Source organism: Paenibacillus sp. FSL P4-0184, from assembly GCF_038004625.1.
GTDB lineage: Bacteria > Bacillota > Bacilli > Paenibacillales > Paenibacillaceae > Paenibacillus_AQ.
In genome coordinates this window covers 4,567,555-4,590,730 of record NZ_JBBORN010000001.1, presented here as the reverse complement: position 1 = coordinate 4,590,730, position 23,176 = coordinate 4,567,555, and the positions used below count along the sequence as shown (strand labels likewise).

Below are 23,176 nucleotides of genomic sequence, written 5' to 3'. Positions count from 1 at the left end.
GGATTTGGAGGGAAACAAATGGCAAGTCATAAATGGGTATTAATCATAGACGATGAAGATGATTTAGCTCGTCTGATGAAGGCAGTTTTACATAAAGAAGGTATTGCAGACGTTGTAACTGCCGGGACAGTTGCAGAGGGATGGGACAAGTTTCAGGAGTATAATCCTGAACTTATCTTGCTAGATATTATGCTACCAGATGGAGAAGGCTATGACTTATGCAGAAAAATTCGGGAAACATCAAATGCACCGATCTTATTTATGTCTGCAAAGGATGAGGAAATTAATAAGCTGTTAGGACTGGCGATAGGTGGCGATGATTATATTACTAAACCGTTCAGTCCCAAAGAAGTTGCTTATCGGGTAAAGGCACAACTGAGAAGAGCTGGCTTTACAGAGGAAAAAAAGGCTCCGAAAAGTTTGCAAGTGGGCCCCTTTGAGCTTAGTGCCAATGAGACAGAATTAAAAAAGAATGGCGAACCCCTTGTGCTTACCGCCAAAGAAGTCGGTTTAATGAGCTGTTTCATGCATCATCCGAATCAGATCATAAGCAAAGAAACCTTGTTTGAACAGGTATGGGGTGAAGATTTTTTTGGTTCCGATAATACAGTGATGGTACATATTCGGCGCTTACGCGAAAAAATTGAGGTAGACCCTTCAAAGCCAACCTTTTTATTAACGGTTAAAGGGTTAGGTTATAAATTACATACCAAGGAGTGAGACAAATTGAAATGGAAATTGACACTCCGCTTTTTAAGATCGGTTATGACTATTGTTGTGATCGTTGGTATTGTAAACGCGATTTTGTTCCTTTCCTTATTCGTTATAAAGGTAAATAATAATAACTTTGGCACTGAAGAAGCATCTGCAGAAACCTTTAGCCGAACCTTTTCACAATACGTAGAATTACAGGCTGGCAAACCTGTTGTGAACGAAGAAGGTCTCAAAAAACTGCAAGAAATGAGCGCCTGGGTACAATTCTTGAATGACCAAGGGGAACAAGTAGCTGCCTTTTATACCCCTGAAGAATTGAAAACAGAGTATTCTCCTATTGAAATTGTACAAATGTATAAATATAAAGAATTAGATGCACGCACGACGGTTTTTGTCAGCGAAGCCCAAAATTTCAGTTACTTTTTAGGGATTAATAATCCTAAAATAGGCCGGTACGTAATGACCTATGACTACGCTAAAATTTTCAAAGATGTTAATGTTTTTCTTTCCATTTTTTTAATCGTTGATGTGCTTATTGTAATCCTCATTGGATTTCTATTTGGGAAAAAGTTAACTGCACCCCTTCATACATTAATAGAGGGTATTCAACAGCTCAGGGAACGACGTTTTAAGAAAATGCCTACTCCCAAAGGTGTTTATGAAGATGTTTTTCGTAATATGAATGAGCTATCTGAAAAGCTCGATCGGCATGAAGAGGAACGTAAACATCTCGACCAAATGCGTGAGGAATGGATTAGCAATGTTTCACATGACATGAAAACACCACTTGCTTCTATTCAAGGTTATGCAGAATTTATTAACGACAGTGCCACAGATTTAACAGCCCAAGAATTACAGGAATACACGTCAATTATCAAGAGTAAATCGATGTATATGAAAGATTTGTTAGATGACCTCAATTTAACGACGCGTTTGCGTAATCACCAGCTATCCCTGCAATTTGAAGATGTGAATCTCGTTCAGTTTCTACGAGAAATGACGATTGAACTTTTAAATGACCCGACCTTTGGTGAACGGCAGATAGAGTTTGAGGCAAATGTGGTTAAAGCCGTACATAAAGTAGATAAAAAATTACTAAAACGAGCGATCCTTAACTTTATCTACAACGCGCTGGTGCATAACGATGAAAATGTTGTGGTGAAGATTCGAGTGGAAACCATTAGTCCGCATACCCAAATTACAATTTCTGATAATGGCCAGGGTATTCCAGCTAAAGATCTGGAACAGGTTTTCGAACGCTACTATCGGGGTACAAACACAACGAGTAAGCATGGAACTGGGTTAGGTATGGCCATCGCAAGAGACATTATTTGGGCTCATGAGGGGAACCTCGATTTGACGAGCGATGAAAATACCGGTACCACCATTACTATACTTTTATAATACAGATGACTTACTTACTCATTAGGCAGAGAAAAGGGCTGTTCTCCACTTACTTTATTGGAGACAGCCCTTCTTCAATTTATTAGTTTTTTAGTGCCTTTAGCGGAATATCCTCTAATTTCACTTCATCGTATGAGGAGACTTGATCACCTTTTTTTACATACATTTTCAAGTAGGCGCCTTTACGAAGATTTTTTTGTGCATTAAATTCCAGTGAAATTGTAGTACCTTTGGCATTTGTAGCCTCTAGTGTATAAGAATAAGAGGTCATGACTGAACCATCGCTCAGTTTATATTCATGGGGTTCCCCATCCTCTGTGATTTGTAAGTAGTAATTTTCGGCATTGAAGCGATTGAAATCAATCTTGGCTATAGCAAAGACCCCTACAACTCCAATAACAAACAAAATACCCATAGTAATTAGAAATTTTTTCATCTCAATCATCCTTCTGTTCTATTATTTAGTGTGATAATACGATTGTAAGAAGCTACGGTTAAGAAATAATACAACCCGTAAATTACGGTATAAGCAATCATCCAGAGCAACACAGGTTTTGCTAAATCTATCATCAGTAGACTAGAGAATGCTTTTAAAGCCACTACACTATGCAATAACCCTACTACAAGCGGTACAACAAAGATAACGAATACCTGTGACGCAATTGATTTTCGCATTTCTTTTGCACTGACACCCACTTTATGCAGCATATTGTACTGTGATTTATCCTCTTCTGCCTCTGTTAAAACCTTAAAATAAATGATACTGCCTGTAGCAGCCAGAAATACTAGACCAAGGAAACTTCCGATAAACAGCAGAGAACCCACACCTTCCAAACTTGTTTGGTAATCTTGTGGACCACTTGAAAATAGCGCTTCTTCAGGTAATTGGTTTGCAATTTTTTTAGATAAATCTACAGAAGCATCATCTACCCCAAGAACACGATAGTGCAGCACTTCCCCATCATTTTGCAACACTTTATACTGGTCATCCGAGACTACCACGGTTATACCTGCTGTACCTACATTCAATACGCTTTGCGTTTTAAAGCTTTGGAATGTGAGAGGATGGCCGTTTCCTGTTGTTATAGTTTTTCCTGTATATATTGGTGAGAACCTTTTGTCATATCCGATATCTAAAATAACCGCGTAGCCGTCCTTTACATCTAATTTTTCTTTATGTTGTAGACTTGCTAATTGGTTGTATGTTTTTTCATCGATAACTGTATATTCTCTTTTATCAGAGCTATCGAATGTTGACGACGAGTTTAACTCTTTCGTATGAAACGTAATGGATAGTGCTTCAATATTTTTATCGTATTTTGTATCTGATACTACAGCACTCACTTGCTTGTCCATTTCTGCATCTGTGGATTGATACATAAAGGTATTCGGATTAATCGTTTTCGCCGAGTCATTCGTATTGTAATAAAGGCCATAGACCGCTCCACCGGCAGTTACTGTCGTAGCACTCAACACGGCAATCACAGTTAATGTACGTGCGTTCCCACGAATACGATAGAGCAGCTGCGAAATAGTAATGACATGAAGGCCTTTCCAAAGCCACTTTTCATTTTTCTTAATCATTGCTAACACAAAGCCAGTCACACTGTGGAACAATAAAAATGTACCCAAAATAACCGATGTTAAAATAATTAATACAGTCAAGGGGAATCCAATTTTTTCCCATACCTTAGAAGTGAAAAGGTCCTGCATTGCAAGCCAATAGCCCAAGACACAGAGTAACACTCCAAGAACAGCTACTATCATAGATGGTTTAGGCGCCACTTCTCCCTTTTTGGAAGCATGAAATAAATCAATCAGCTTAAATTGATAGATCAAGCGATAGCCTTGAAACGATGTAACTAAGAATATAACTAGAAATACGATAGCCGTGTTCATCGCTGCCGCCGCTGAAAATGTAAAGGGTGCTACAACGTCATAACCCATTAAATGAATTAAAATCGTCATAAATCCTTTTGAACATAGGAACCCAAGTACAACTCCTACTACTAAAGAGAATAATCCTAACAATAAATTTTCGAAAAAGAGCATAAAACCTATTTGACGATTACGTACCCCTAGCAACGCATACAATGCGACTTCTTTTTTACGTTTTTTCATAAAAAATGAATTGGAATAAGCTATAAATATGAACACGAAAAAGATGAGAATGACTGCCGCCCCACTCATTAGTGAGCCTAGTTTTTGGGATGAAGCCGTCTGTTCTGCTATCGTATTGCTATATTTCAAGGTCACAAATGTAAAGTAAATGATGATACTAAACACCATCGATGCAATGTATAAGAAATATTGAGAGAAGTTTCGTGCTATATTTTTTCTTGCTAGACTAAATAACGTCATCAACCTCACCCCCAATGGCCGCATGAACATCTAAGATCTCTTGGAAGAAGGCTTTGCGTGTCTGATCACGACGATAGATTTCTGTTGAAAATGAACCATCCTTGATGAAAACAATCCGGCGGCAGAAGCTTGCGGCAAAGGCATCATGGGTCACCATCATAATGGTCGAATTGTTATTTTCATTTAAAGTGCTTAAGCTTTCCAATAAATCTGTTGCTGATTTAGAGTCAAGCGCACCTGTTGGTTCATCAGCCAAAATCAGTGCAGGCTCTGTCACGAGCGCTCTAGCCGCAGCGGTTCTTTGCTTTTGACCACCAGAGATTTGGTAAGGATATTTTGCCAGTAGATCTTCAATCCCAAATACTTTAGAAATCTGAGTCACGAGGTGATTGATTTTCTTCGCTGGAATTTTAGCAATCGCCAGAGGAAGCAATATGTTCTCCTTTACAGTCAAGGAATCGAGTAAATTGTAATCTTGGAAGATGAAGCCGAGATGTTCACGTCTGAAGTCTGACAAGGCTGCTTCCTTCATATCATGAATACTCTTGTTCTTCATATAAATCTTCCCTTCAGTTGGAGAATCAATGGTTGCTAACAAATTTAGCAAGGTTGATTTTCCAGCGCCCGAAGGTCCCATAATCCCTACAAACTCACCTTCATGAATGTCAAAAGACACGTTTTCTAAGGCTGTGTATGCAGCACTTAACTTCCCGTACACTTTTTTTATGTTTTCTACTTTTAATAATGGTTCCATTCATTTCACCTCATAATTTGCTGATACTTATACTATAGGCTGTGAACCTTACAGCAAATTCATGCCAACCTTACAATAAGCTTAAATCCAAAAAAAGGGGTACCCAGTAGCCATTTAAGACTACGGAGTACCTCTTTACGATTGAAAAAAATTCATTTTTTTCTCGTTGTATATAAATCAGAAGCTTCATCAAAGTAAAAGCGGCGTTTTTGTTTGCCAAAGACGACTAATATAACATGAATGAACAACACGATCGTTAAAATGATAGAGGTCAATGCTGCACCTAACGTTAAGAATATAGATGCCTTATAAAATGGAGAATCCATTGATAGTTCCACGTTATTCAAAGTATTCGCAATGACTGTTATGAAGTACATCGCGTAAATGGCACCAAAGCGTTTAAATAACCGCTTGTTCGTTTCCACTCGACTTATTTTACTATCATAACGATAACGCATTATTTTCGTACCGATTGTCGATCCATTCCAAATCCATGGAATAATAAACAAGGTTACAGAAAGTGTAATTGTGCTCACAATAAATTCACTAACCATATTAACGTTGGTCATACTCAGCACAACTTTAACTACTATGTTGCTGATAAATATATCAATAATAACAGCCAGCAACACAGACATCCCTCTTACTTCATCAAGAGCCAATAATCTATCTGCTTTCTCATTAATTTTCTTTTTTGATGGGAATAACGCCAACACGGCTGGAGCAATAAAGAAGCCCAGTACCCCGCCGGTAGTATTCAACAATAAATCGTCCACATCAAAAATACGATAAGGGCAATTATAAATCCCGTAAATACCTGTTACCTGTGTTATCTCATAAAATAATGTTAATAAGAACGTGATTGCTAGCGCTTTTTTCCAGTGTTTCTTGTCTTGAAAAAAATATCGCAAATAAACACCAAAAGGTAATAATAGCAAGAAATTAAAAAAAGCTTGATAGAATGAGGGTTGGCTAAATAACAGTCTATAAGTTGCAGGCTGTGATAACACGATACCACTATTCCCTAAGGTGCTCACTATAAATTGAAATGGCATAAGTGAATAATGTTGTGTGCCCGGTTTTTGTAGTGAACAAGTATCGCGTATCTCTGGCAACGGCAATAAGACTAAAAATAACGCAGCTAGAAAGTAAAAAATAAACGAAAATGAAATTAACGTGGTAGAAAATGGCAGATAGTTATACTTTCTATATGTATAAATGAGCCATGGGACAAATAAGGCAAATGCTAAAACAACAAAAAAGATCGCTGCCACAAAGATTGGTTGAGTATATGCTGACATTTCTAGTTCACACCCCATAATTATTTAGTATTCATATTAACCATAAAACTGATTCTAATTCAACTGAAGTTGGAACATTTTATCATATTTAAGGATCCTGTAATGTTGGCATCAATTTAATGTAAGGTTCGCAACTTATACTGACTTCTAAGCAAATGAAACTATTTTCAAAGGAGAACTTTTAATGAATCCCTCGATTTCACAAAAAGAAAGAATCATTTCACTCGACATCATTCGCGGACTTGCTCTTTTTGGCATTCTGCTTATAAATGTTGGAGCCTTTAAAGTTATTATTGAAGGAGATCCCTTACCAGACTATAGTGGCATTAATGGAATCATCAATACTTTGATAATCATCTTCGTACAAAAAAAGTTCTTCTCTATTTTTTCATTCCTATTTGGAGTAGGTCTATACATTTTCGCCTCAAGAGCCGAAAGTAGGGGAGATAAACCTAGATGGCGTATGGCTAGACGTTTACTGATCCTCTTACTGCTGGGAATCATTCATGTGTTTATCTTTTGGGGAACCATTCTACCCGTATACGCCATTATCGGATTGTTTCTGATCCCTTTTTATCACACAACGGTTTCTACACTTAAAAAGTGGCTTATTGGTATGACATCCATTTACATCATTTCCTTGATGGTAAAAATATTTTCACCCTCTCAAGGGGAAATCTCATCTATCCTTGATATTTTTTCTAATGACGCTATGCAAATCTTTATTATGTTTTTAGCCGGTTTTTTAACTGCAAAGTCAGGTTGGCTGACACATATACAAGAATTATCAAAACCAATTAGATGGATTCAAATGGCATCATTTCTTTTGTTCGTTGGTTTCTCATTATGGATTTGGAACGCTTCTCAAAGCGGGAGCAGCAATGTAGATTCAGTTACGGGCTTAGGATCACTTCCAACCACTTTGTTTTACTTAACAACATTATTTCTGCTATTAGAAAACAAACAAATGGTGAAATTCCTGACACCCATATCCCGGGTGGGTCAAATGGCATTTACAAATTATGTAGCTCAAAGCATTATAGGGACGGCAATCATTTCAATGATAGGTCTCGAAGTCGTTTCACCCAAAGATATTCTCTACATCGCTGTTCTGATTTATATAATTCAAATCATTTTTAGTACCATCTGGTTCAAGTTCTTTTCCATGGGACCTTTAGAAAAGCTTTGGCGCTTGATGACCTATGGAACAAAGCCTGCAACAAAACGATAAAAGCTTCGCTTTCCTCTTCTCAATTCAAGTCGAAATTTCTTTTCCCAACCCAAAAACCCCTTTTTTATAAGGGGTTTTTGGGTTTAAGCGCTTTAACTTTTAGTCGAAGAATCATACCATGAACTCGAATATTCAGAGAATCAAGTCTAATGCATCCTGTGAAACCCACACCTTATCTTTAATCATTACTGTCAGTACATTGAGTTTCGTTGTTTTGCCATCCAGAATGGCGATGTTTTTATCTATAGGCAGCTTGAGAACTTGGCCTGCTTTTTTCACTACAACCACCGGATTAGTCTTATCGGTCTTGTCTAGGGTGATTGTAGCTCCTTTGGCCTTGAATTTATCACTGGATACGTACAGTGTATCCTGAAGTTGCGTCAGATTTAGTCCGGTCACTTCTTGAATATACTTATTCACATCCGTATTCTGGATTACACCGCTGTTCACGAAATCGGTCGGTTTATAATTAGCCGGATGGTAGGCGAACAATCCAACTTCTTCCGATGTGTGATCATCCGTAGAGAAGGTTACGCCTATCTTATTCCCCAAGATTTTACCGATGACCGGTGAAAGGTTATCTTTCATTCCTAATCTGACTTGATTCGCTTCTTCTTTAGTTAAATCACTAAGTCCATAATTATCCGCAAGGACCTTTTTAAAATTGCTCTCATTAATACTGCCTTCAATGTAATAACTGGTGTGCTTCGCTTTCTTCAACACGGAGACTAGGTCTTTGGTGGAATCATAGTTCGTCATATTGAGCCCGCCAGTAGCATGATCCGAAACGGACAAGACTGCGGTATTTCCGTCTTTTTCTGCAAAGTCAACAGCGGCTTTGAAGGCTTTATCAAACGCTAATGTCTCACTCATAATCCCCACTGGATCGTTATCATGACCATACCAGTCAATCTGGCTTGCTTCGACCATCAGAATAAAACCATTCTCGTTCTGTGACAACTTCTCTATCGCTACATTGGTCATTTCAGCAAGGCTCGGTTGCTTTTGCGGGTTCAGGTCAAAATCAGCATCCAGTGCTTCGGGGTTGAACAACCCCCAGATTTTATTCGTTTTAGAATTCATTAAACCTGCTTTATCCGTTACGTATTCATACCCATTTGATTTCAGGACTTTGGTTAAATCTTCTCCGTCCTTACGGTTAATATCTTCTTTGCCGGGTAGCAAATACCCGGAGCCACCCCCGAGAAGAACATCTACGCCACTGTAGACCATCTGTTCTGCAATAGACTGCGCATTGTCACGCGTGTATGCATGACTTAAAAATGTAGCCGGCGTCGCATCCGTTAATTCACAAGTAAATACCGTTCCTGTACTTTTCCCTGCCATTCTCGCTGCATCCATAATCGTAAGTAGAGGTTTGTTCACGTCCTCTGGCTTAACTGCATCCACGAACGGCATCGTGATTCGGTCGGGCAGTATGGATACCGTCTCACTCTTAACCTTATGGCCAGTGGCATAAGCCGTAGCTCCCGCAGCGGAATCTGTGGTAAGTGAATCCGTAGAATAGGTTCTGACCAGCCCGCTGAAATACTTATCCATTGCAAGCGCCTGTCCTCCCTGATACCATCTGGCCAAGTTCACATCGGATAAGCTCATCCCATCCGTAATAAACAGGATTACGTTCTTGACCGATTTGTTGGTAGGAGCATCAGAGTTATTGGCGCCACTGGCGTAGGTCGTTCCGTTACCTGCTGCAAGCAGACTGCAAACCATAACTGTACTGCAAATTCTCCCGATAACCTTTTTGCGCATTTGAATCCTCCTCTAGCAGATTTTGTTAAGTACGTATCTAGTTTAAAGGAGGATTGTTTGCGGGAGCAGCACCTATTCTCTTTTTATATATTAAATTCTGTGCATATTTTGACTTGACCTGTGCTACTGATAATTGCCAAAAAAAAAGGCGCCCTAGGGGCACCCTATGCATTATTATTGTCTTATTACGAGGATATCTCGAGGCGCTCTACCAGTGCTTTGAATTTGGGAAATTTCGGAGCTTGTAAGGATACGGCCTACCAATATCAACGAAGATGTGACATTGTTAAAGTTAAAATTATTCAAGTTCGCTACGTTTTGGCTGCCACGGAACACACGGAACGATCCCTGAAAGTTAATTCGTGAAAATAGTACAAGCGTTACTTGAGAGCTCTCCACAACATTTCTGAGTCGGAAACTCGAAAGAACGTTGTTAAACCGAAATGCTCCAAGATCACGAACCGCAACTCCTCCACGTCTGAATCGAATCCGGCGATTGGTAAAATTAGTACCCGACCATAGAGCAAGACGTACATCACTGTTGGCCAACTAAATCAACTCCTTCTCTGAGATTGATTTAGTCTATTACCAAATTCAAAGAACGGTACAAGACAAATATAGTTGTACAAATGTTTGTTTTTCAGATTTCCCTGCGGTGATATTATCCAAAATAGCAGTCGAAGTGATTTTCCAGTTATATTCGTCTAACTACTATATACTTTCTTATACGTTAGGAGCGAATATGAAAAGAATAATTCAAGCATTCGGGTATTTAGGTAGTACAATTTTAGCTGCAGCATTACTGTCATGGATCTGCGTATTTTTGATTAATGGCTTACCTGGTGTCACTTAAATTTATCATCCCAATTCTAGGTTTCGTAGGAGTATTATTAAATATCTTTTTAATATTAGTTTCTATTATCAAGAAGAAAAAAATTTCCGATAAATGGATGCCTCTCGTTTTATGTACTGTATTAGCTTCACATTTCCTCCTAACCATGAATATTATACAGTTGGCATATCCTGTACGTATAATCAACGTCCACCCTTCAGTCACAGTTAAATGGCCATTTTCTGAGCAAACAGTTGTTGGCTGGGGTGGTGATTCCACCGACAATAATCTGCCTCATGCCACTTGGCCTTCGGAACGTTGGGCCTATGATTTAGTCATGGAACCCTATAATAGAGGAAGTACTAATCTGGAAGAATACGGAATTTGGAAGCAAAAGGTCCTATCACCGGTATCTGGAACGGTTATTGCAGCTTTTGACGATGAATCTGATATTGTGCCAGGTACCGAAAACTTCATTTCCATGGAAGGAAATCACGTTTATCTCAGAATTGATGCGACGGGAACCTACTTATTACTTAACCATCTCAAAAAAGATAGTGTTACCGTTGCAGTTGGAGATCACGTCAATGCCGGTGAAGTGCTTGGACATGTAGGAAATAGTGGTTCCACATCAGAACCCCACCTGCATATTCATCATCAGCGCCAAGACCCAACCCAAACCCTTTTGCCTATTCTAGCAGAAGGGCTGCCGTTATACTTTGAAGATACAAATGCAAAGGCTATGCCGTTAAAAGGAACAGAAGTCACGCCAATGCGCAATGAACCATGATCTGGTGAAGAGTGAAGCTGTCTTTCGGAGGAGTTACCGTAGGAGGAATGGACAGCTTTAACAACGATGATGTTCAGCAAAGATGCGGACGACTTCGGGCATAGACTTCAAATCAGCTTTAGGATAGCTAAAGAAAGAAAACACAAAAAAGAGGAATAAGCCTCTTCAGACTATTCCTCTTCTATTTTGCTTGCTACTTATTCAGATTATCAGATAAGTACTTAACAATGCCGTCGTCAGAGTCTTGAGAATACTCCCACACCATGACACCAGCCAGTTTTTTATCTTTGATATATTTAACTTTTGCCTGCAAGGCCTCTTTATCTTCATACGTAATAAAAGTATCACCATCATACAAATAGGCCGTCTTCGCTGTTTCGTCAAAGTATCGTTTAAATCCATCTTGGTTCATATATTTTTCTTTTATCGTCTTGTAGCTTAAATCTACTTTGTCGATATTGATAGGTTTACCCAGTAAAAATGAGGCGTCCTTATTCACATCACTTTTAACATTCTCCCATCCGTAGGAATAAGCTGGAATACCTAGGAGAAGCTTGTTCGGATCAACATAACGATCTAAATATAAATGAATAATGCGATCCACGCTGGTTTTGCTCTTTTTATGCTTATCTATAAATAAATTTGAATTATACCCTGTTGTATCTGACCAAGCTCCAGTCAAGTCATAGCTCATGACATTAATGAAATCCACATACTTTTCTACTTTTTTAACTTCAACGTTTTTGAAGAACCACTCTTCATTCCCTGCAGCAAAGGTTAAATAGTAATTTTTATTTTTACGCGGGAGTCTATCCAATTTTTCATCAAGTTCCTTCATTAGACTAGTAAAGTTCTTGGTATCCTCAGGTCGGGCTTTAGTCGTATTCCAGGAATCAAAGGCTGGATATTCCCAGTCTATATCGATCCCATCTAAATCTAACTCCTTAACCATTGCGATCATACTCTCAGTAAAGTTGTACCGGTTTCCATCCAATGAAGCATCGGAGAATCCGTCCGCTTTATAGCCGCCAACACCAAGGATGAAGCTCGTTTTTTTATTATTTCCTTGTAGTTTCTTTATATTTTCTTTAATGATCTCATTTTTAGCAGGGTCCAGATCAAAATATACATTGGTTTTATCAATTTTGGCAAAGGCGAGAATAGCAATATCAATGTTTTTGTCTTTTAGATTAAGATCTTTAAAGTCTTTCCATAACGGTATGTACACGGAAGTTATTTTTTTGTCTGAATCATTGAGATTGTAATAGTAAATTCCCATGCCTATAACTAATATAGCCAGGAAGACTTTTGTATATAGACTTATTTTCATCATATTAACTTCTTCCCCCAAATAAGACATGTGTAATATATCTATTTAGATTTAAGACTTTAACCGTGAAATAGCTGATTAAGAATATCATAATGACATTAAAAGTAAGATTGCCTATAGATTGGAATAGAGTAGCTTGTATTTCTGCTCTTCTGGATACCATTATTTCAACCAACAAATGAATTAAGTAGATACTAAAGCTAGCTTTGGAAACGGAGCTAATTATTTTTTTGACTTTGTAATTAAACTTCTCGCTAATGGCGGTTTCTTTTTCTTTAAAATAGATAAACGTTCCAATAGCCATAAAAAATGTCGTGAGTGAATAGTTGCCATAGAACATTTCATCTAGCACACCACTGTACAAGGAAGAAAAATAGGTTGCTATTGGCGTTACAAAAAAGGATATAATGCCTAAATTAAAGAAAAGATTTTTGGATTTCATCGATATCGTATAGTTAAAGAGATAATATCCCAGGATAAAGTATCCTAGATAACCCATGAACAAAGGGATATTGGTTATAGGAATATTGATATATTCGGAGGTCAATCTGAATACAAGATCGGAGATGAATTTATAAACCACACTTATCAGGAACCAGATCAGCAGATAATATTTTAAATCCTTTTCACTGCACACTTTTACCAACTTACTAATTAATGGAACTGTTATATAGATCGCAATAATCGCGTATAGAAACCATAAATGTATATAATTTTTATCAAAGATTAAACCGTACGAAAAATGAATAAAAAAATCATAAACGCCCATGCTGCTTTTTTTAATGAAATATTGGGTGTAAACGGCATAAATGAGTGACCAGCTAACTAAGGAAATGATTAAAGGAAGTACTTTTTTAATATAAAACTGCCGATATGATTTCACTTCCACTCTAAGGATCATTGCACCACTTATCATAAAAAACACTGGCACAGCAAATCTGGATATCGAATTAAAAAAGTTGCTAATCCACCAAGAGGTTGTATTGAAATCATTTGTCCTTGTAAGTAAGTCTGCAGTGTAGTGTAGAATGATGACGGCTATGATGGACATTATTCTTAATACATCTATAAATATAATTCGTTTATCTTTCAATATATGATTCATAAATACCTCCTGATAAGTAGTTTGCTGATAGTTTCAGTTGGAGACTAGCTGATACTTGATACACCTTTTCTCTCAACGAATCCCCAGCCCTCGTCATTATCAAAGTATTTAAACGTGCCTACGATATTCATATAAAGCAGCAGATTTCGATAGGTTAGTAATTCAACTTGGCTAAACAAAAACATCCTAAAATAATCTTTAACTGAATAATTGCTGCCATATTTTTTGCATAAATAGAGAGAAATCCCGATTTGCAGCGCATTAATGACGATAACAGACAACAAGAGAATAATGGCCTGAAATAAATTGGTACCCAGAAAGAGCGATTGTATAAGATAAAAAACGCTTGTAAATGCTGTTACTGTACCTAGGATAAAACCATCAATAGCAAAAAAGAGACTGACGCCAACGCTAAACTTTCGCGATAATTTAGACCAATAGATTAATATGCAATCTACAAAAGCTTTTTGCCAGCGTATTCTTTGTTTATAAAAGTTACTTAAGTTTTCTGGGCATTCCGTGTAGCATACGGCTTCTGGCGCGTAGACGAGCTTCTTATTCAAGTTATTCGCTTTAATGAACTCGTGAATTTTTAAGGTAATATCAATATCTTCGCCTACGGTACTTCTAAACCCGTTAACGTCCACCAATATACTCTTATAAAAAGCACCAAATGCGCCTGAAATAACGACAATTGAATTAAAAACGGATTGTGTTAGCTTTCTAACATAAAATCCATGGATGTAACTGATGACTTGGCTTTTTATAATACCTTTCCCAGTAAATTTATCTTGGATAACTCCGTTCCTTTTCTCAGCGCCCTGTACGATCTTCACCGTACCACCTAAAGCGATGATCTTATCATCTTGAAAATATTGACTTACATATTTAAGCGAGTTTATTTCCAGCATGCTATCCGCATCCAGCGTAATAACAATATCAGAACTCGCACAATCGATGCCGGCGTTGAGAGAATCTGCCTTTCCGCCATTGAATTTATCAATTACAAATATGTTTTCATATTTCTCCGAATAATAAATTCCTTTAATAGCAGCGTATGAAAGCTTACACTCTGCTTCTCTGTCACTTATGGATAAGTCCAATAGCTCATTTAATTTTTGAAACGTCTGATCCTTTGAACCATCATTAATAATGATGACTTCATAGTTACTGTAATTTAAGCCCTCCATTGCATCTATACAATTCTTAATGGTGAGCTCCTCGTTATAAGCAGGAACTAAAACGGAAATCGATTTTTCATCACAATCATTATTCAACTTTTTAACTTTACTGAAAAACAAAGGGATGACTGTGTAAAGAATTTGAAACCCAATAAAAATGAAGGTTGACAAATAAAAAAAGTATTGCATCTCCTCACTCCTTTTTATCTATCTTAAAGCTTATAATTCTATGAATTGAACTGTTCTCCAGACAGTTAATTCCACACTAATATCAATTACTTACATCCTTTGTAAGTAATTCCAACTAATAATAGTAAATAAAACCAAAAATAGCAACCTTTGAAAGCGTTGTTATTGTAATTTTCTGAATAATATATAATTTACCGCTTTATTTTACATACAGTAGTTTTCATTTTTCATCACAAAAAAAGAAAAAGAAAAAAAGAGAGAGAGAAATTAAGAAAATAATATATTTGTCGTTTGATCATAATTCTAAATGAATTTTTCAGATTCCAGGAATCAAATGGGAAGATAGGGGGGAATGTAGATCGGGTTCAGGAGAAGATATTTCATTCTAAAAATATCATATTCTTTCTATTTTTGGTAGACAAATACCATTTTTTTGCATATAATCACTATGGTGTTACAACATTTGTTATCATTCAATGAATTTAGCCCTACACACCTTTTTCTCTACCTTTCATGTCGATATATGAGCTCTTTATGAGTTTATATAAATACGTTCAACAAAGAAAGGAGTTGTAATTGAGATAAGACGTTCGGGTCTGAATGCATCATTCATTCGCAGTGCATATTTCATTAAAAGAGGAGGAATCAAATGTCATTTATTCGCATTTCTCATTCACCTTCGGCAAAGTTTCTAGCTTATGGGAGTATCATGTTGATTTTTTCATTGGTTGTAATGTTATTCCCGGAAAGGTCCTTTTCTCACGGCTATGTTGAAGGACCTGCTAGCAGGGCAGCACTCTGTAAATCCGGACAAAATACAGATTGTGGCCCGATTGTTTATGAGCCCCAAAGTCTAGAGGCCCCTAAGGGGTTCCCTGCTGCAGGGCCAGCAGACGGGAAGATTGCAAGCGCTAACGGAGCTTTTCCTAAGCTTGATGAACAATCGGCTACACGCTGGTCTAAAGTCAACATATCTGCTGGACAAAATACTTTCACTTGGAAACTGACTGCCGCTCATTCGACGGCAAGCTGGAAATACTATATTACAAAGCCCAACTGGAATCCTAATGCCGCTCTTACTCGGGACTCATTCGACCTGACTCCTTTCTATTCGGTGAATTATGGAGGTGTACAGCCACCCTTCTCTTACTCAGACACGTTTAACGTTCCGGAACGTAGTGGATACCACGTCATCTTGGCTGTGTGGGAAGTCGCAGATACTCCGAACGCCTTCTATAATGTCATTGATGTCAACTTTAGCGGAAGCAACCCTGTCGATACCCAAGCTCCTTCCGCGCCAGCAGCTTTGACGGCAACTGCAAAAACATCCACCAGCGTTTCATTGGCCTGGAACGCATCCACGGATAATACCGGTGTAACAGGGTACCAAGTATTTAACGGATCTTCTTTGGTTGCTACCGTATCCGGCACAACATTAAATTACACCGTATCTGGATTAACCGCGAATACTGCCTATACCTTTAGTGTCAAGGCAAGAGACGCTGCTGGCAATGTCTCAAATGGAAGCAATTCCGTCAGTGTTACCACCAATGCACCCGTCGGTAATGATACGGAAGCACCAACAGCCCCCGGCGGCTTACATGTTATGGGGACCCCAACATCCTCCAGCATTCAGTTAATGTGGAATCCGTCAACGGATAATGTTGGTGTTACAGGCTACCGTATTTATAGAGGAACGACATTAATCACCACTGTACCTGGAGCCACAACGGATTATACAGTAACAGGTCTTAGTGCAGGCACAACATATACGTTCAGTGTATATGCCTTCGACGCCGCAGACAATCAATCAGCGGCCAGCACCATCAATGGAACAACCGCGACAGCGTCTACAACCCCAGCTTGGGCACCTAATACCTCTTACACAGTCGGTGCGTTGGTAACCTATAATGGTTCTGTGTATGAATGTCGTCAAGCCCATACATCGCTAACCAGTTGGGAGCCTGCCAATTCCCCGGCGCTATGGTTGTTGAAGTAATGATGTAATACAAACATCAAATTCCTAAATCGGGTAAAACCACGAGATACAATGAATCTGTACCTCGTGGTTTTTTTGCTTTTTAATACAATTGAGGATTCATTGCATTCCTACCTCTGCTGGAAGCGAATTATTTCTTGTCCCCACTGCTTTAATAACGAAATTGTAGGCTTTAGCAGAATCTATGCCGTTTAATGTATAGCTGTAACTCGTCTGACCGCTTACCGCCGGCACATATACGCTCCAATTCGTGCTGACTTTATCATTCTTCTCGTAAATCCGGTAACCTCGCACCGGCTCAGGGCTATTTGTTGGTGCTTTCCACGAAAGAACTGCACGGTTCTCTGACTGTCTTACTGCGCTTGGATTTTCGACAATGCCGGGTTTGACGTCAGTCCGCTTAATACTGTAAGCATCATAGACGGCAAGGGGTTTATCTTTAACTGCTGTGTAGGATGTAAATTTCAGCACATCGTTTGTAATGGAAACATCCACGAACATTTTCTTGTTGGGCTGATCATTTTTTGCTGCAAAAAAAGTGTCTGCGTCTGGATTAATAGCATAGAATTTCGAAGCGGCCGAGTTACCCATTAGATACACGGTCCCTTTGGGATTCAGCACATTTCCTTGCTCATCCGTAATGACATTCTTAATCGGAACGTTATTCAGCATTTGAAAAGACCTCATATACATATGGTCATGTCCCTCAAACACCATATCCACACCCAGCTCATCAAATACAGGAATCAGATATTTCCGGTAAAATTCTACCCGGTCGCTTTCTGCCGAAGCATTATCCCCTGAGGAATAAGCTCCCTTATGCATAGAGACGAATTTCCACTTTTTATCTGTCTTTGCAACCTGATTCCGCATCCATTCCAATTGCTTCGTGAACTGAATATCTGCTTTGTACGGCTTGACCTCTCCTTCGTACTGGGAATTGATCTGCATAAACAGGGCATCGCCGTATTCGAAAGCATATACCGACCCGTCATGAGCACCCGTCCCGACATCTTTTGGAAGATTAAAATGGTTATAGAAGTTATTATTCGGATAATCCTCTATCTCATGGTTGCCGATAATCGGTGCAAATGGCACATTGGCAAATTCTTTTTTCGGCACACCCAAGAACCACTGCCACAGCTGCTCCAGATCACCGTCATCCGTTAGATCCCCTGTAAGAAGAACAAACTTGGGATCTACCGTTTTCTCAATAGCTCTCTTAAAAGTATCCTGCCACAGATCGAAATTCGATTTACTTGAGCCTTGGGTGTCGGTTACGTAGAGGAAATGGAAATCCTGATTATCCGCCTGGTCCGTGGTAAAAGAACCCGCCTCGCTCCAGCCGTCTGCATCACCGTTACCGGCCCGGTAGATATACTTAGTTCCAGGCATAAGACCGCTTGCAATAAGCTTGTGGCTGGCGAACTTTTTATACTTCTTGGAACTTCTGTCTCCTGATGTCATTAAGGTTTCAATAACTGTTGAGCTGCCCTCATAAGAAGTTGCCAGTTGTTCCGGGAACTCGCTTCCTCCCGCATTGGAGGCCTCCACCACTTGCACTACTGTACCTCTGACGGTTTCGGCTGTATACCAGTCAAAGGCGATACTTGTCTTTGGGTCCCCATTAAAAGTCATGTTCAGCAGTGTTGGTGTTTTGTTGCCGGTATCCGGTGACTTCGTCTTAAAGCTCCAGGTAATATCGTTCTCCGGTGCCCGGCCATCCGTAGCCCCCTTAACAAGCTCTTTTGGCATGGTCACTTTATAAGTTTTGCCGGCAATAAAATTAGGGTGGCTGACTTTAACCGAGTCTTGACCGAGGAGCGAAGCAGAAATGTTGTTAAGAGGAACATTGTTTTCTGTGATTACAACTTGATAACCACTGTCGAGACTGATGGCTTTATTAAACTTCACAGTGATCTCTGCATTAAGGGAAACATCTGCAGCCCCTGAAGCGGGAGTTTTGCTTACCTCAAGTGTGGGAGTGTCCCCAGGTTCGCCGCTGCTACGTGTTCCTTTAATTACTACATCTTTGATTCTACTTGAGCCTGAGCTGGACACTGTTCCCCCGCTTACGCTTTTCGTAGAGTTAACCACCCAGCGGATATAGAGTACATTTTGATTGTTAGTTCCCGCAGGCAATGCGAGGTTCGTTAATTTGCAGGAATTATTGGAACAATTAAAATTGTTCTGGGCTAGAACAAGGTTGCCGCCCGCAACATCTGTCCATTCCTGCTGATCTATACTGTATTGCACCTTAAAATCCCTAGGTCCTGTACTTGAAGAAGTTTGCTGTGAAGAGAGGAAAATACCTTCGAAGCCTTGGGTAGAAAGCGTGGCAAGCCAGTATTTAGTGCCCGTTCCTTCATGCCAGCCCTGGTTGCGTACGCTGTTCTCACTGGGCTCATAGGTGTATGCATCCGTATTTGTTCCTACATCACGAATGGATGAAGCCGTTTGATATACCCCGCTTGTAGCTGGAAATACCCCGTTCTCGCCTTTGTCTTTAAAAATCCACTGGGCAATTGTTTCCTGAGCTGCAGTTACTTCGCTAGCAAGATCTTCCTCATTCCCCTCCCTTCCTGCTGAAACAAAACCGGTCAACTCCATGACAAGCAGCAAACCTATAACCATTAGACTGATTACCTTGGGAAATCTGTTTTTGAGATAAGATTGGTGGTTATCCATTCGACCCATCTCCCTCTTCATTAATCTCACTTATCATCGAACCGCCGTCACCGAGAAGAACGGCGGTTCTGTCTACCCTTACAATCCTCTTATTGAAGTTCCCAGTCGGTGACTTGTAGGATTGCCGAATCTGCGTTCTTCAGGTCTGTCTCACCCATGTTCAGTAAATTGCTCCACTGCTTCACACGGTTCTTGCCGTTTGGCGGATCGTTATACTCATTAGTATCTACAATCTTGGTCCGTTCTTTATAGAACTTGGTCATGAAAGTCTTCTCATCCGTGCTGCTTCCTGATTTACCCAAAAGCCCTTGAAGAGTCTCGGAACCGCCGGTAGCTCCATGGTTCAGCGCTGCATCCACGAAGGAACCAATAGTTAATGCCGAGTTAAAGCCGCGATTGCGGGCCTGCTCCACACTGTATTTAATGTAGATATTGTAGAACGTTTTCCACATAGCCTCTCTCCACTCGGGATCATTTTGCAAATTGCCGATTTTTCTGCAGAAGCTCTCTTCGCTTTCATTGATTTCGAGAATCTTCCCTTTCATCGAGCCCTTGACACCGATCCGGGCCAATGCGCCTTTAACCGAAGGATTACTCGCGCCTTTGGCAGCATCATATGCCTTGAACAGATCCGGACCGTCGGGACCGGTATCATTTGAGCCGCCTGTAGTCGCACCGAATATTCCAATCGTATACCCACGGTCATCATCAATATCTTCACAATATCCGTAAAAATTGATCCAGTTCAGATCGTCCTGCTCCGGTTTGTTGACAAGGATCATAATATTATTCCACTGCTCACCATCCAGACCTGTGTTGTCGCGCAAGAATTGAAGTGTTGCCGGTGAGAAATTAGAATCAGGGTTCCCTGCCGCATAACTTTTCTGTTGAGATGCACTGGACAGATAGCCATAAGAAAAAATCATTGAAAAACTGAGCAGGATCAACAATGAAAATTTCATCTTCTTGGAAACCTTACTATTCGTTGAATTAAGCACCGCAATCTCTCCTTTTATCAAATAGTTTAAGCGCTTTAACTTTTAGTGGCAGCGAAACTTATCCCCAACCTATCTGAGCATGACAGCCCTCCTTTTTCCAACACTTGGTAATTCAATTTAAGCTTATCTCAAAAAGTTTGTCCAAACAGCACGTATTTTCTTGTAATTATTAATTTTTATACATATATTGCTACAACCCCTAGATTAAGTCTACAATCCTCTTAGGAGGTGCTGAATGAAACCGGTATTTTATGAGTCTACTCTTTTTGAGATCAGCCGCAAGAAACAGGTATACACCAGCATGCCTTCAAGACACTATCATGATGCATATGAGATTCTGTATTTAATATCCGGGGATTTTTATTATTTTATAGGGGACAGAACCTACCAGGTTGCGGGCGGTACGTTGCTATTTATGGATATTCATGAAATGCACAAACTGGTCAATTCTGGATGCAATATGTATGAACGGGTTACACTGCTGTTTAAAAAAGAATTCCTGCAGCATTTCTGCACCGGCGGTCAATGTGAGGAACTACTCGAGTTGTTCAAAAGTGATTACCGCGCTTTGAAGATGACCGGGAAGGATCAGTATTTCATCGAACAGCTTTTTCAGAAGATGATTCAGGAGGGGAAGAAGCAAGCCCGCGGATATGAACAGTACCAACAACTATTATTGGTGGAGTTGCTCCTCTATCTTAATCGTAAACTATTTGACAGCCGTGTAGCCCCATTGGTAGAATCCAATCGTACACATAAGAAAGTCCTGGACATCGTTAATTATGTAAATCAACATTATATGGAACCGCTTAAGCTCTGTGAGATTTCACGGAAATTCGACATAAGCTCTTCCTACCTATGCCGAACTTTTAAAGAAGCCACCGGGTTCAGCTTCATTGAATATATCAATAACATCCGCATTAAAGAAGCGCGTGATTTGCTGGTTGGCTCTTCTTTTAATGTTACTGAAATTGCGGGAATGGTAGGGTTTGATAATACCTCCCATTTTGGACGAACCTTCAAATTAATGATGGGCATCTCGCCGCTCTGCTTCCGCAAACAATTTAAGACTTAACAGCAAAAACACTGGAATACGTCAAGACATTTCGTCAAGGCGAACAAATTGCATGTTTCTTGCCTGCAGTTGGTTTAGCACTTCCTCTAAAGCTTGCAGCATAAAATAAGGAGCATGCCGGTCCGCGCCCACAGTCTCACCACTGTCGTGAAGTAAAACAACGGAGCCATCGGTGATTCCACCTAACAGAGTGGCCTGCATCCGGGTTTGACAGACCCGGGTGTTCCAGTCGCCTGCCTTCAGCGACCATAGAACAATTCGATACTGTTTGTATCGAAAGAAATCAAATAGATTGATTAATCCCCAGGGTGGACGGTAATGATCGGGCCTAGTCCCGACAATAGACTCTATAATATCAGCGGAGCGGTCCAGATGTTCTCGCCTAATAGTACGGGGCAGCATCAGCCAGTTAGAGGTATGACAATAATTATGGATGCCAATCTGATGGCCTTCCCGATCCATTCTTCTGATCAGGTCTGGATACTGCTCCGCTCGCGATCCTAGCACGAAAAAAGTAGCCTTCACTTGATGCAACTTCAATAAATCCAGCAATATCGGCGTATATTTCGGATGTGGCCCATCGTCAAAAGTGAATGCCACCTGTTTTTTTACCGTTCCTTTGCGAAAGACACCAAAGCCGCTCACTCGCGTAATCAAACTCGGAATAAACATGTAAAGAGTGGCGGTACATAGTATTCCTCCTATAAGATATGTAAGAATAATTACACCTCCATATAACAAGCTTAAGACTTATCCAGAATAGTTCTGTCCGGGTGAGAAGCGATTCTTCAGTGAGGCCCGTGAATGAATCAGTAACATCGGGACCAGTTGTTCGGTTCGCCGACTGATTCTTTGTCTCCCTTCCGGATGCATAGCAGACAGCAGCAATCGAAGATAAAAGGTGGTGATGCGTTCAAAAACACCGGACTTTATATTTTGTTGTTCAAAACCAAGACCGTGTGTTAATCCCCGATGGAGCAGTGTAATCCCCAATAAAGCCTTGACCTGCCTGAACTCGGACTGCGATTCGAAGGCTTCATTGATTTGTTGCATTGATTTGCGCAGCATGCGAGCCGTTTGGAGTGCTGCACGATCCGATCCTTCGGACTGGATCAACTTCAGGATTCTTTCATTGTCGAGGTGGAGCTCTCCCACCCACTCACCCTGGTTGATGACCGTGGCGTCCTGGCATACAATTGGCTGTCCCCGGTGTTTTTTTAGCATCACGGTACATATACCAAAACTCGACTTATGCGATCCGCGAAAATGTGAAAGCAACGCAAAAGCTTTTTCCCACATCATCCAGACGGATTGCACTGTGGTTTTACGTATTTTGAAACCCAACTCATCCACCATCCTTAATACGGTTATAGTCTCTCATTTCATACATTGTACATAACGGAACTTTCTTTTTTCTTATCCGATTCTTACAAAAAGCTTAAGAACTGTTC

The 23,176-nt window shown here is 39.9% G+C and carries 19 protein-coding genes; 6 read left to right on the top strand and 13 right to left on the bottom strand.

All coding sequences use genetic code 11. From position 1 onward, the window contains the following. Positions 1–18 precede the first annotated feature (18 nt). Together MKY52_RS20170 and MKY52_RS20165 are read left to right on the top strand one after the other, a co-directional pair. The gene (locus MKY52_RS20170) at positions 19–720 is read left to right on the top strand and encodes a response regulator transcription factor (protein WP_341053058.1); all 702 of its coding nucleotides are present in this window, start codon (positions 19–21) and stop codon (positions 718–720) included. Between the two features lie 6 nt (positions 721–726). Then, a complete protein-coding gene (locus MKY52_RS20165; protein ID WP_341053057.1) occupies positions 727–2,118 on the top strand; it encodes a sensor histidine kinase in 1,392 nt (463 codons plus the stop codon). Positions 2,119–2,200: 82 nt separating this feature from the next. On the opposite strand, the gene MKY52_RS20160 is transcribed toward MKY52_RS20165, so the two are convergent. The 4 genes from MKY52_RS20160 to MKY52_RS20145 form a co-directional block, all read right to left on the bottom strand. After that, complete coding sequence (locus tag MKY52_RS20160) at positions 2,201–2,554, bottom strand: YxeA family protein (RefSeq protein WP_341053056.1); 354 nt, start codon at positions 2,552–2,554, stop codon at positions 2,201–2,203. A gap of 5 nt (positions 2,555–2,559) precedes the next feature. Further along, positions 2,560–4,479 (bottom strand): ABC transporter permease, encoded by a 1,920-nt coding sequence (locus MKY52_RS20155; RefSeq protein ID WP_341053055.1) that lies wholly within the window; start codon positions 4,477–4,479, stop codon positions 2,560–2,562. Next, positions 4,466–5,233 carry an ABC transporter ATP-binding protein gene (locus MKY52_RS20150; protein WP_341053054.1) on the bottom strand — a complete coding sequence of 256 codons (768 nt, stop codon included), beginning with the start codon at positions 5,231–5,233 and terminating at the stop codon, positions 4,466–4,468. Before MKY52_RS20150 ends, MKY52_RS20155 begins: the two co-directional genes overlap by 14 nt. 152 nt (positions 5,234–5,385) lie before the next feature. Continuing rightward, positions 5,386–6,534, bottom strand: a complete 1,149-nt coding sequence (locus MKY52_RS20145) for a VanZ family protein (protein WP_076299299.1) — start codon at positions 6,532–6,534, stop codon at positions 5,386–5,388. A gap of 184 nt (positions 6,535–6,718) precedes the next feature. On the opposite strand from MKY52_RS20145, the gene MKY52_RS20140 reads away from it, so the two are divergent. Next, on the top strand, positions 6,719–7,765 hold the full coding sequence (locus MKY52_RS20140; RefSeq protein ID WP_341053052.1) for a DUF418 domain-containing protein: 1,047 nt from the start codon (positions 6,719–6,721) through the stop codon (positions 7,763–7,765). A 132-nt stretch (positions 7,766–7,897) separates the two neighbouring features. Here MKY52_RS20140 and MKY52_RS20135 read toward each other — a convergent pair whose 3' ends face one another. Both MKY52_RS20135 and MKY52_RS20130 read right to left on the bottom strand, forming a co-directional pair. Beyond that, entirely contained in the window at positions 7,898–9,538 is a 1,641-nt protein-coding gene (locus MKY52_RS20135) for an alkaline phosphatase (RefSeq protein WP_341053051.1), read from the bottom strand. A 174-nt stretch (positions 9,539–9,712) separates the two neighbouring features. Further along, complete coding sequence (locus tag MKY52_RS20130; RefSeq protein ID WP_340971142.1) at positions 9,713–10,087, bottom strand: hypothetical protein; 375 nt, start codon at positions 10,085–10,087, stop codon at positions 9,713–9,715. 281 nt (positions 10,088–10,368) lie between these two features. On the opposite strand from MKY52_RS20130, the gene MKY52_RS20125 reads away from it, so the two are divergent. Beyond that, entirely contained in the window at positions 10,369–11,160 is a 792-nt protein-coding gene (locus MKY52_RS20125; RefSeq protein WP_341053050.1) for a M23 family metallopeptidase, read from the top strand. A gap of 193 nt (positions 11,161–11,353) precedes the next feature. Here MKY52_RS20125 and MKY52_RS20120 read toward each other — a convergent pair whose 3' ends face one another. Genes MKY52_RS20120 through MKY52_RS20110 form a run of 3 tightly spaced genes read right to left on the bottom strand, consistent with a single transcriptional unit; the run spans position 11,354 to position 14,965 of the window. After that, positions 11,354–12,490 carry a glycoside hydrolase family 18 protein gene (locus MKY52_RS20120; protein ID WP_341053465.1) on the bottom strand — a complete coding sequence of 379 codons (1,137 nt, stop codon included), beginning with the start codon at positions 12,488–12,490 and terminating at the stop codon, positions 11,354–11,356. A 4-nt stretch (positions 12,491–12,494) separates the two neighbouring features. After that, entirely contained in the window at positions 12,495–13,595 is a 1,101-nt protein-coding gene (locus tag MKY52_RS20115; protein ID WP_341053049.1) for an acyltransferase, read from the bottom strand. 44 nt (positions 13,596–13,639) lie between these two features. Then, the gene (locus MKY52_RS20110; RefSeq protein WP_341053048.1) at positions 13,640–14,965 is read right to left on the bottom strand and encodes a glycosyltransferase; all 1,326 of its coding nucleotides are present in this window, start codon (positions 14,963–14,965) and stop codon (positions 13,640–13,642) included. A gap of 709 nt (positions 14,966–15,674) precedes the next feature. On the opposite strand from MKY52_RS20110, the gene MKY52_RS20105 reads away from it, so the two are divergent. Beyond that, complete coding sequence (locus MKY52_RS20105) at positions 15,675–16,964, top strand: lytic polysaccharide monooxygenase (protein WP_445671028.1); 1,290 nt, start codon at positions 15,675–15,677, stop codon at positions 16,962–16,964. Between the two features lie 99 nt (positions 16,965–17,063). Here the strand turns inward: MKY52_RS20105 and MKY52_RS20100 are convergent, their stop codons facing one another. Both MKY52_RS20100 and MKY52_RS20095 read right to left on the bottom strand, forming a co-directional pair. After that, a complete protein-coding gene (locus MKY52_RS20100; protein ID WP_341053046.1) occupies positions 17,064–19,652 on the bottom strand; it encodes a metallophosphoesterase in 2,589 nt (862 codons plus the stop codon). A gap of 89 nt (positions 19,653–19,741) precedes the next feature. Further along, the gene (locus MKY52_RS20095; protein WP_445671027.1) at positions 19,742–20,614 is read right to left on the bottom strand and encodes a chitosanase; all 873 of its coding nucleotides are present in this window, start codon (positions 20,612–20,614) and stop codon (positions 19,742–19,744) included. A gap of 271 nt (positions 20,615–20,885) precedes the next feature. Here MKY52_RS20095 and MKY52_RS20090 point away from each other — a divergent pair, with 271 nt between their 5' ends. Further along, positions 20,886–21,725, top strand: coding sequence for an AraC family transcriptional regulator (locus MKY52_RS20090; RefSeq protein WP_341053043.1), 840 nt, complete (start codon positions 20,886–20,888; stop codon positions 21,723–21,725). Between the two features lie 21 nt (positions 21,726–21,746). On the opposite strand, the gene MKY52_RS20085 is transcribed toward MKY52_RS20090, so the two are convergent. Together MKY52_RS20085 and MKY52_RS20080 are read right to left on the bottom strand one after the other, a co-directional pair. Next, positions 21,747–22,397 carry a polysaccharide deacetylase family protein gene (locus tag MKY52_RS20085; protein WP_445671026.1) on the bottom strand — a complete coding sequence of 217 codons (651 nt, stop codon included), beginning with the start codon at positions 22,395–22,397 and terminating at the stop codon, positions 21,747–21,749. A gap of 78 nt (positions 22,398–22,475) precedes the next feature. Continuing rightward, complete coding sequence (locus tag MKY52_RS20080; protein ID WP_445670999.1) at positions 22,476–23,081, bottom strand: YkoP family protein; 606 nt, start codon at positions 23,079–23,081, stop codon at positions 22,476–22,478. Between the last annotated feature and the right edge of the window lie 95 nt (positions 23,082–23,176).

Excerpts from the sequence above, each read along its gene's own strand:
- MKY52_RS20080 (WP_445670999.1), bottom strand. The coding sequence starts at position 23,081 with ATGGTGGATGAGTTGGGTTTCAAAATACGTAAAACCACAGTGCAATCC.
- MKY52_RS20170 (WP_341053058.1), top strand. The coding sequence starts at position 19 with ATGGCAAGTCATAAATGGGTATTAATCATAGACGATGAAGATGATTTA.
- MKY52_RS20145 (WP_076299299.1), bottom strand. The coding sequence starts at position 6,534 with ATGTCAGCATATACTCAACCAATCTTTGTGGCAGCGATCTTTTTTGTT.
- MKY52_RS20120 (WP_341053465.1), bottom strand. The coding sequence starts at position 12,490 with ATGAAAATAAGTCTATATACAAAAGTCTTCCTGGCTATATTAGTTATA.
- MKY52_RS20140 (WP_341053052.1), top strand. The coding sequence starts at position 6,719 with ATGAATCCCTCGATTTCACAAAAAGAAAGAATCATTTCACTCGACATC.
- MKY52_RS20100 (WP_341053046.1), bottom strand. The coding sequence starts at position 19,652 with ATGGATAACCACCAATCTTATCTCAAAAACAGATTTCCCAAGGTAATC.
- MKY52_RS20150 (WP_341053054.1), bottom strand. The coding sequence starts at position 5,233 with ATGGAACCATTATTAAAAGTAGAAAACATAAAAAAAGTGTACGGGAAG.
- MKY52_RS20090 (WP_341053043.1), top strand. The coding sequence starts at position 20,886 with ATGAAACCGGTATTTTATGAGTCTACTCTTTTTGAGATCAGCCGCAAG.
- MKY52_RS20110 (WP_341053048.1), bottom strand. The coding sequence starts at position 14,965 with ATGCAATACTTTTTTTATTTGTCAACCTTCATTTTTATTGGGTTTCAA.
- MKY52_RS20155 (WP_341053055.1), bottom strand. The coding sequence starts at position 4,479 with ATGACGTTATTTAGTCTAGCAAGAAAAAATATAGCACGAAACTTCTCT.
- MKY52_RS20160 (WP_341053056.1), bottom strand. The coding sequence starts at position 2,554 with ATGAAAAAATTTCTAATTACTATGGGTATTTTGTTTGTTATTGGAGTT.
- MKY52_RS20115 (WP_341053049.1), bottom strand. The coding sequence starts at position 13,595 with ATGAATCATATATTGAAAGATAAACGAATTATATTTATAGATGTATTA.
- MKY52_RS20095 (WP_445671027.1), bottom strand. The coding sequence starts at position 20,614 with ATGAAATTTTCATTGTTGATCCTGCTCAGTTTTTCAATGATTTTTTCT.
- MKY52_RS20085 (WP_445671026.1), bottom strand. The coding sequence starts at position 22,397 with ATGTTTATTCCGAGTTTGATTACGCGAGTGAGCGGCTTTGGTGTCTTT.
- MKY52_RS20125 (WP_341053050.1), top strand. The coding sequence starts at position 10,369 with ATGGCTTACCTGGTGTCACTTAAATTTATCATCCCAATTCTAGGTTTC.
- MKY52_RS20135 (WP_341053051.1), bottom strand. The coding sequence starts at position 9,538 with ATGCGCAAAAAGGTTATCGGGAGAATTTGCAGTACAGTTATGGTTTGC.
- MKY52_RS20105 (WP_445671028.1), top strand. The coding sequence starts at position 15,675 with ATGTTGATTTTTTCATTGGTTGTAATGTTATTCCCGGAAAGGTCCTTT.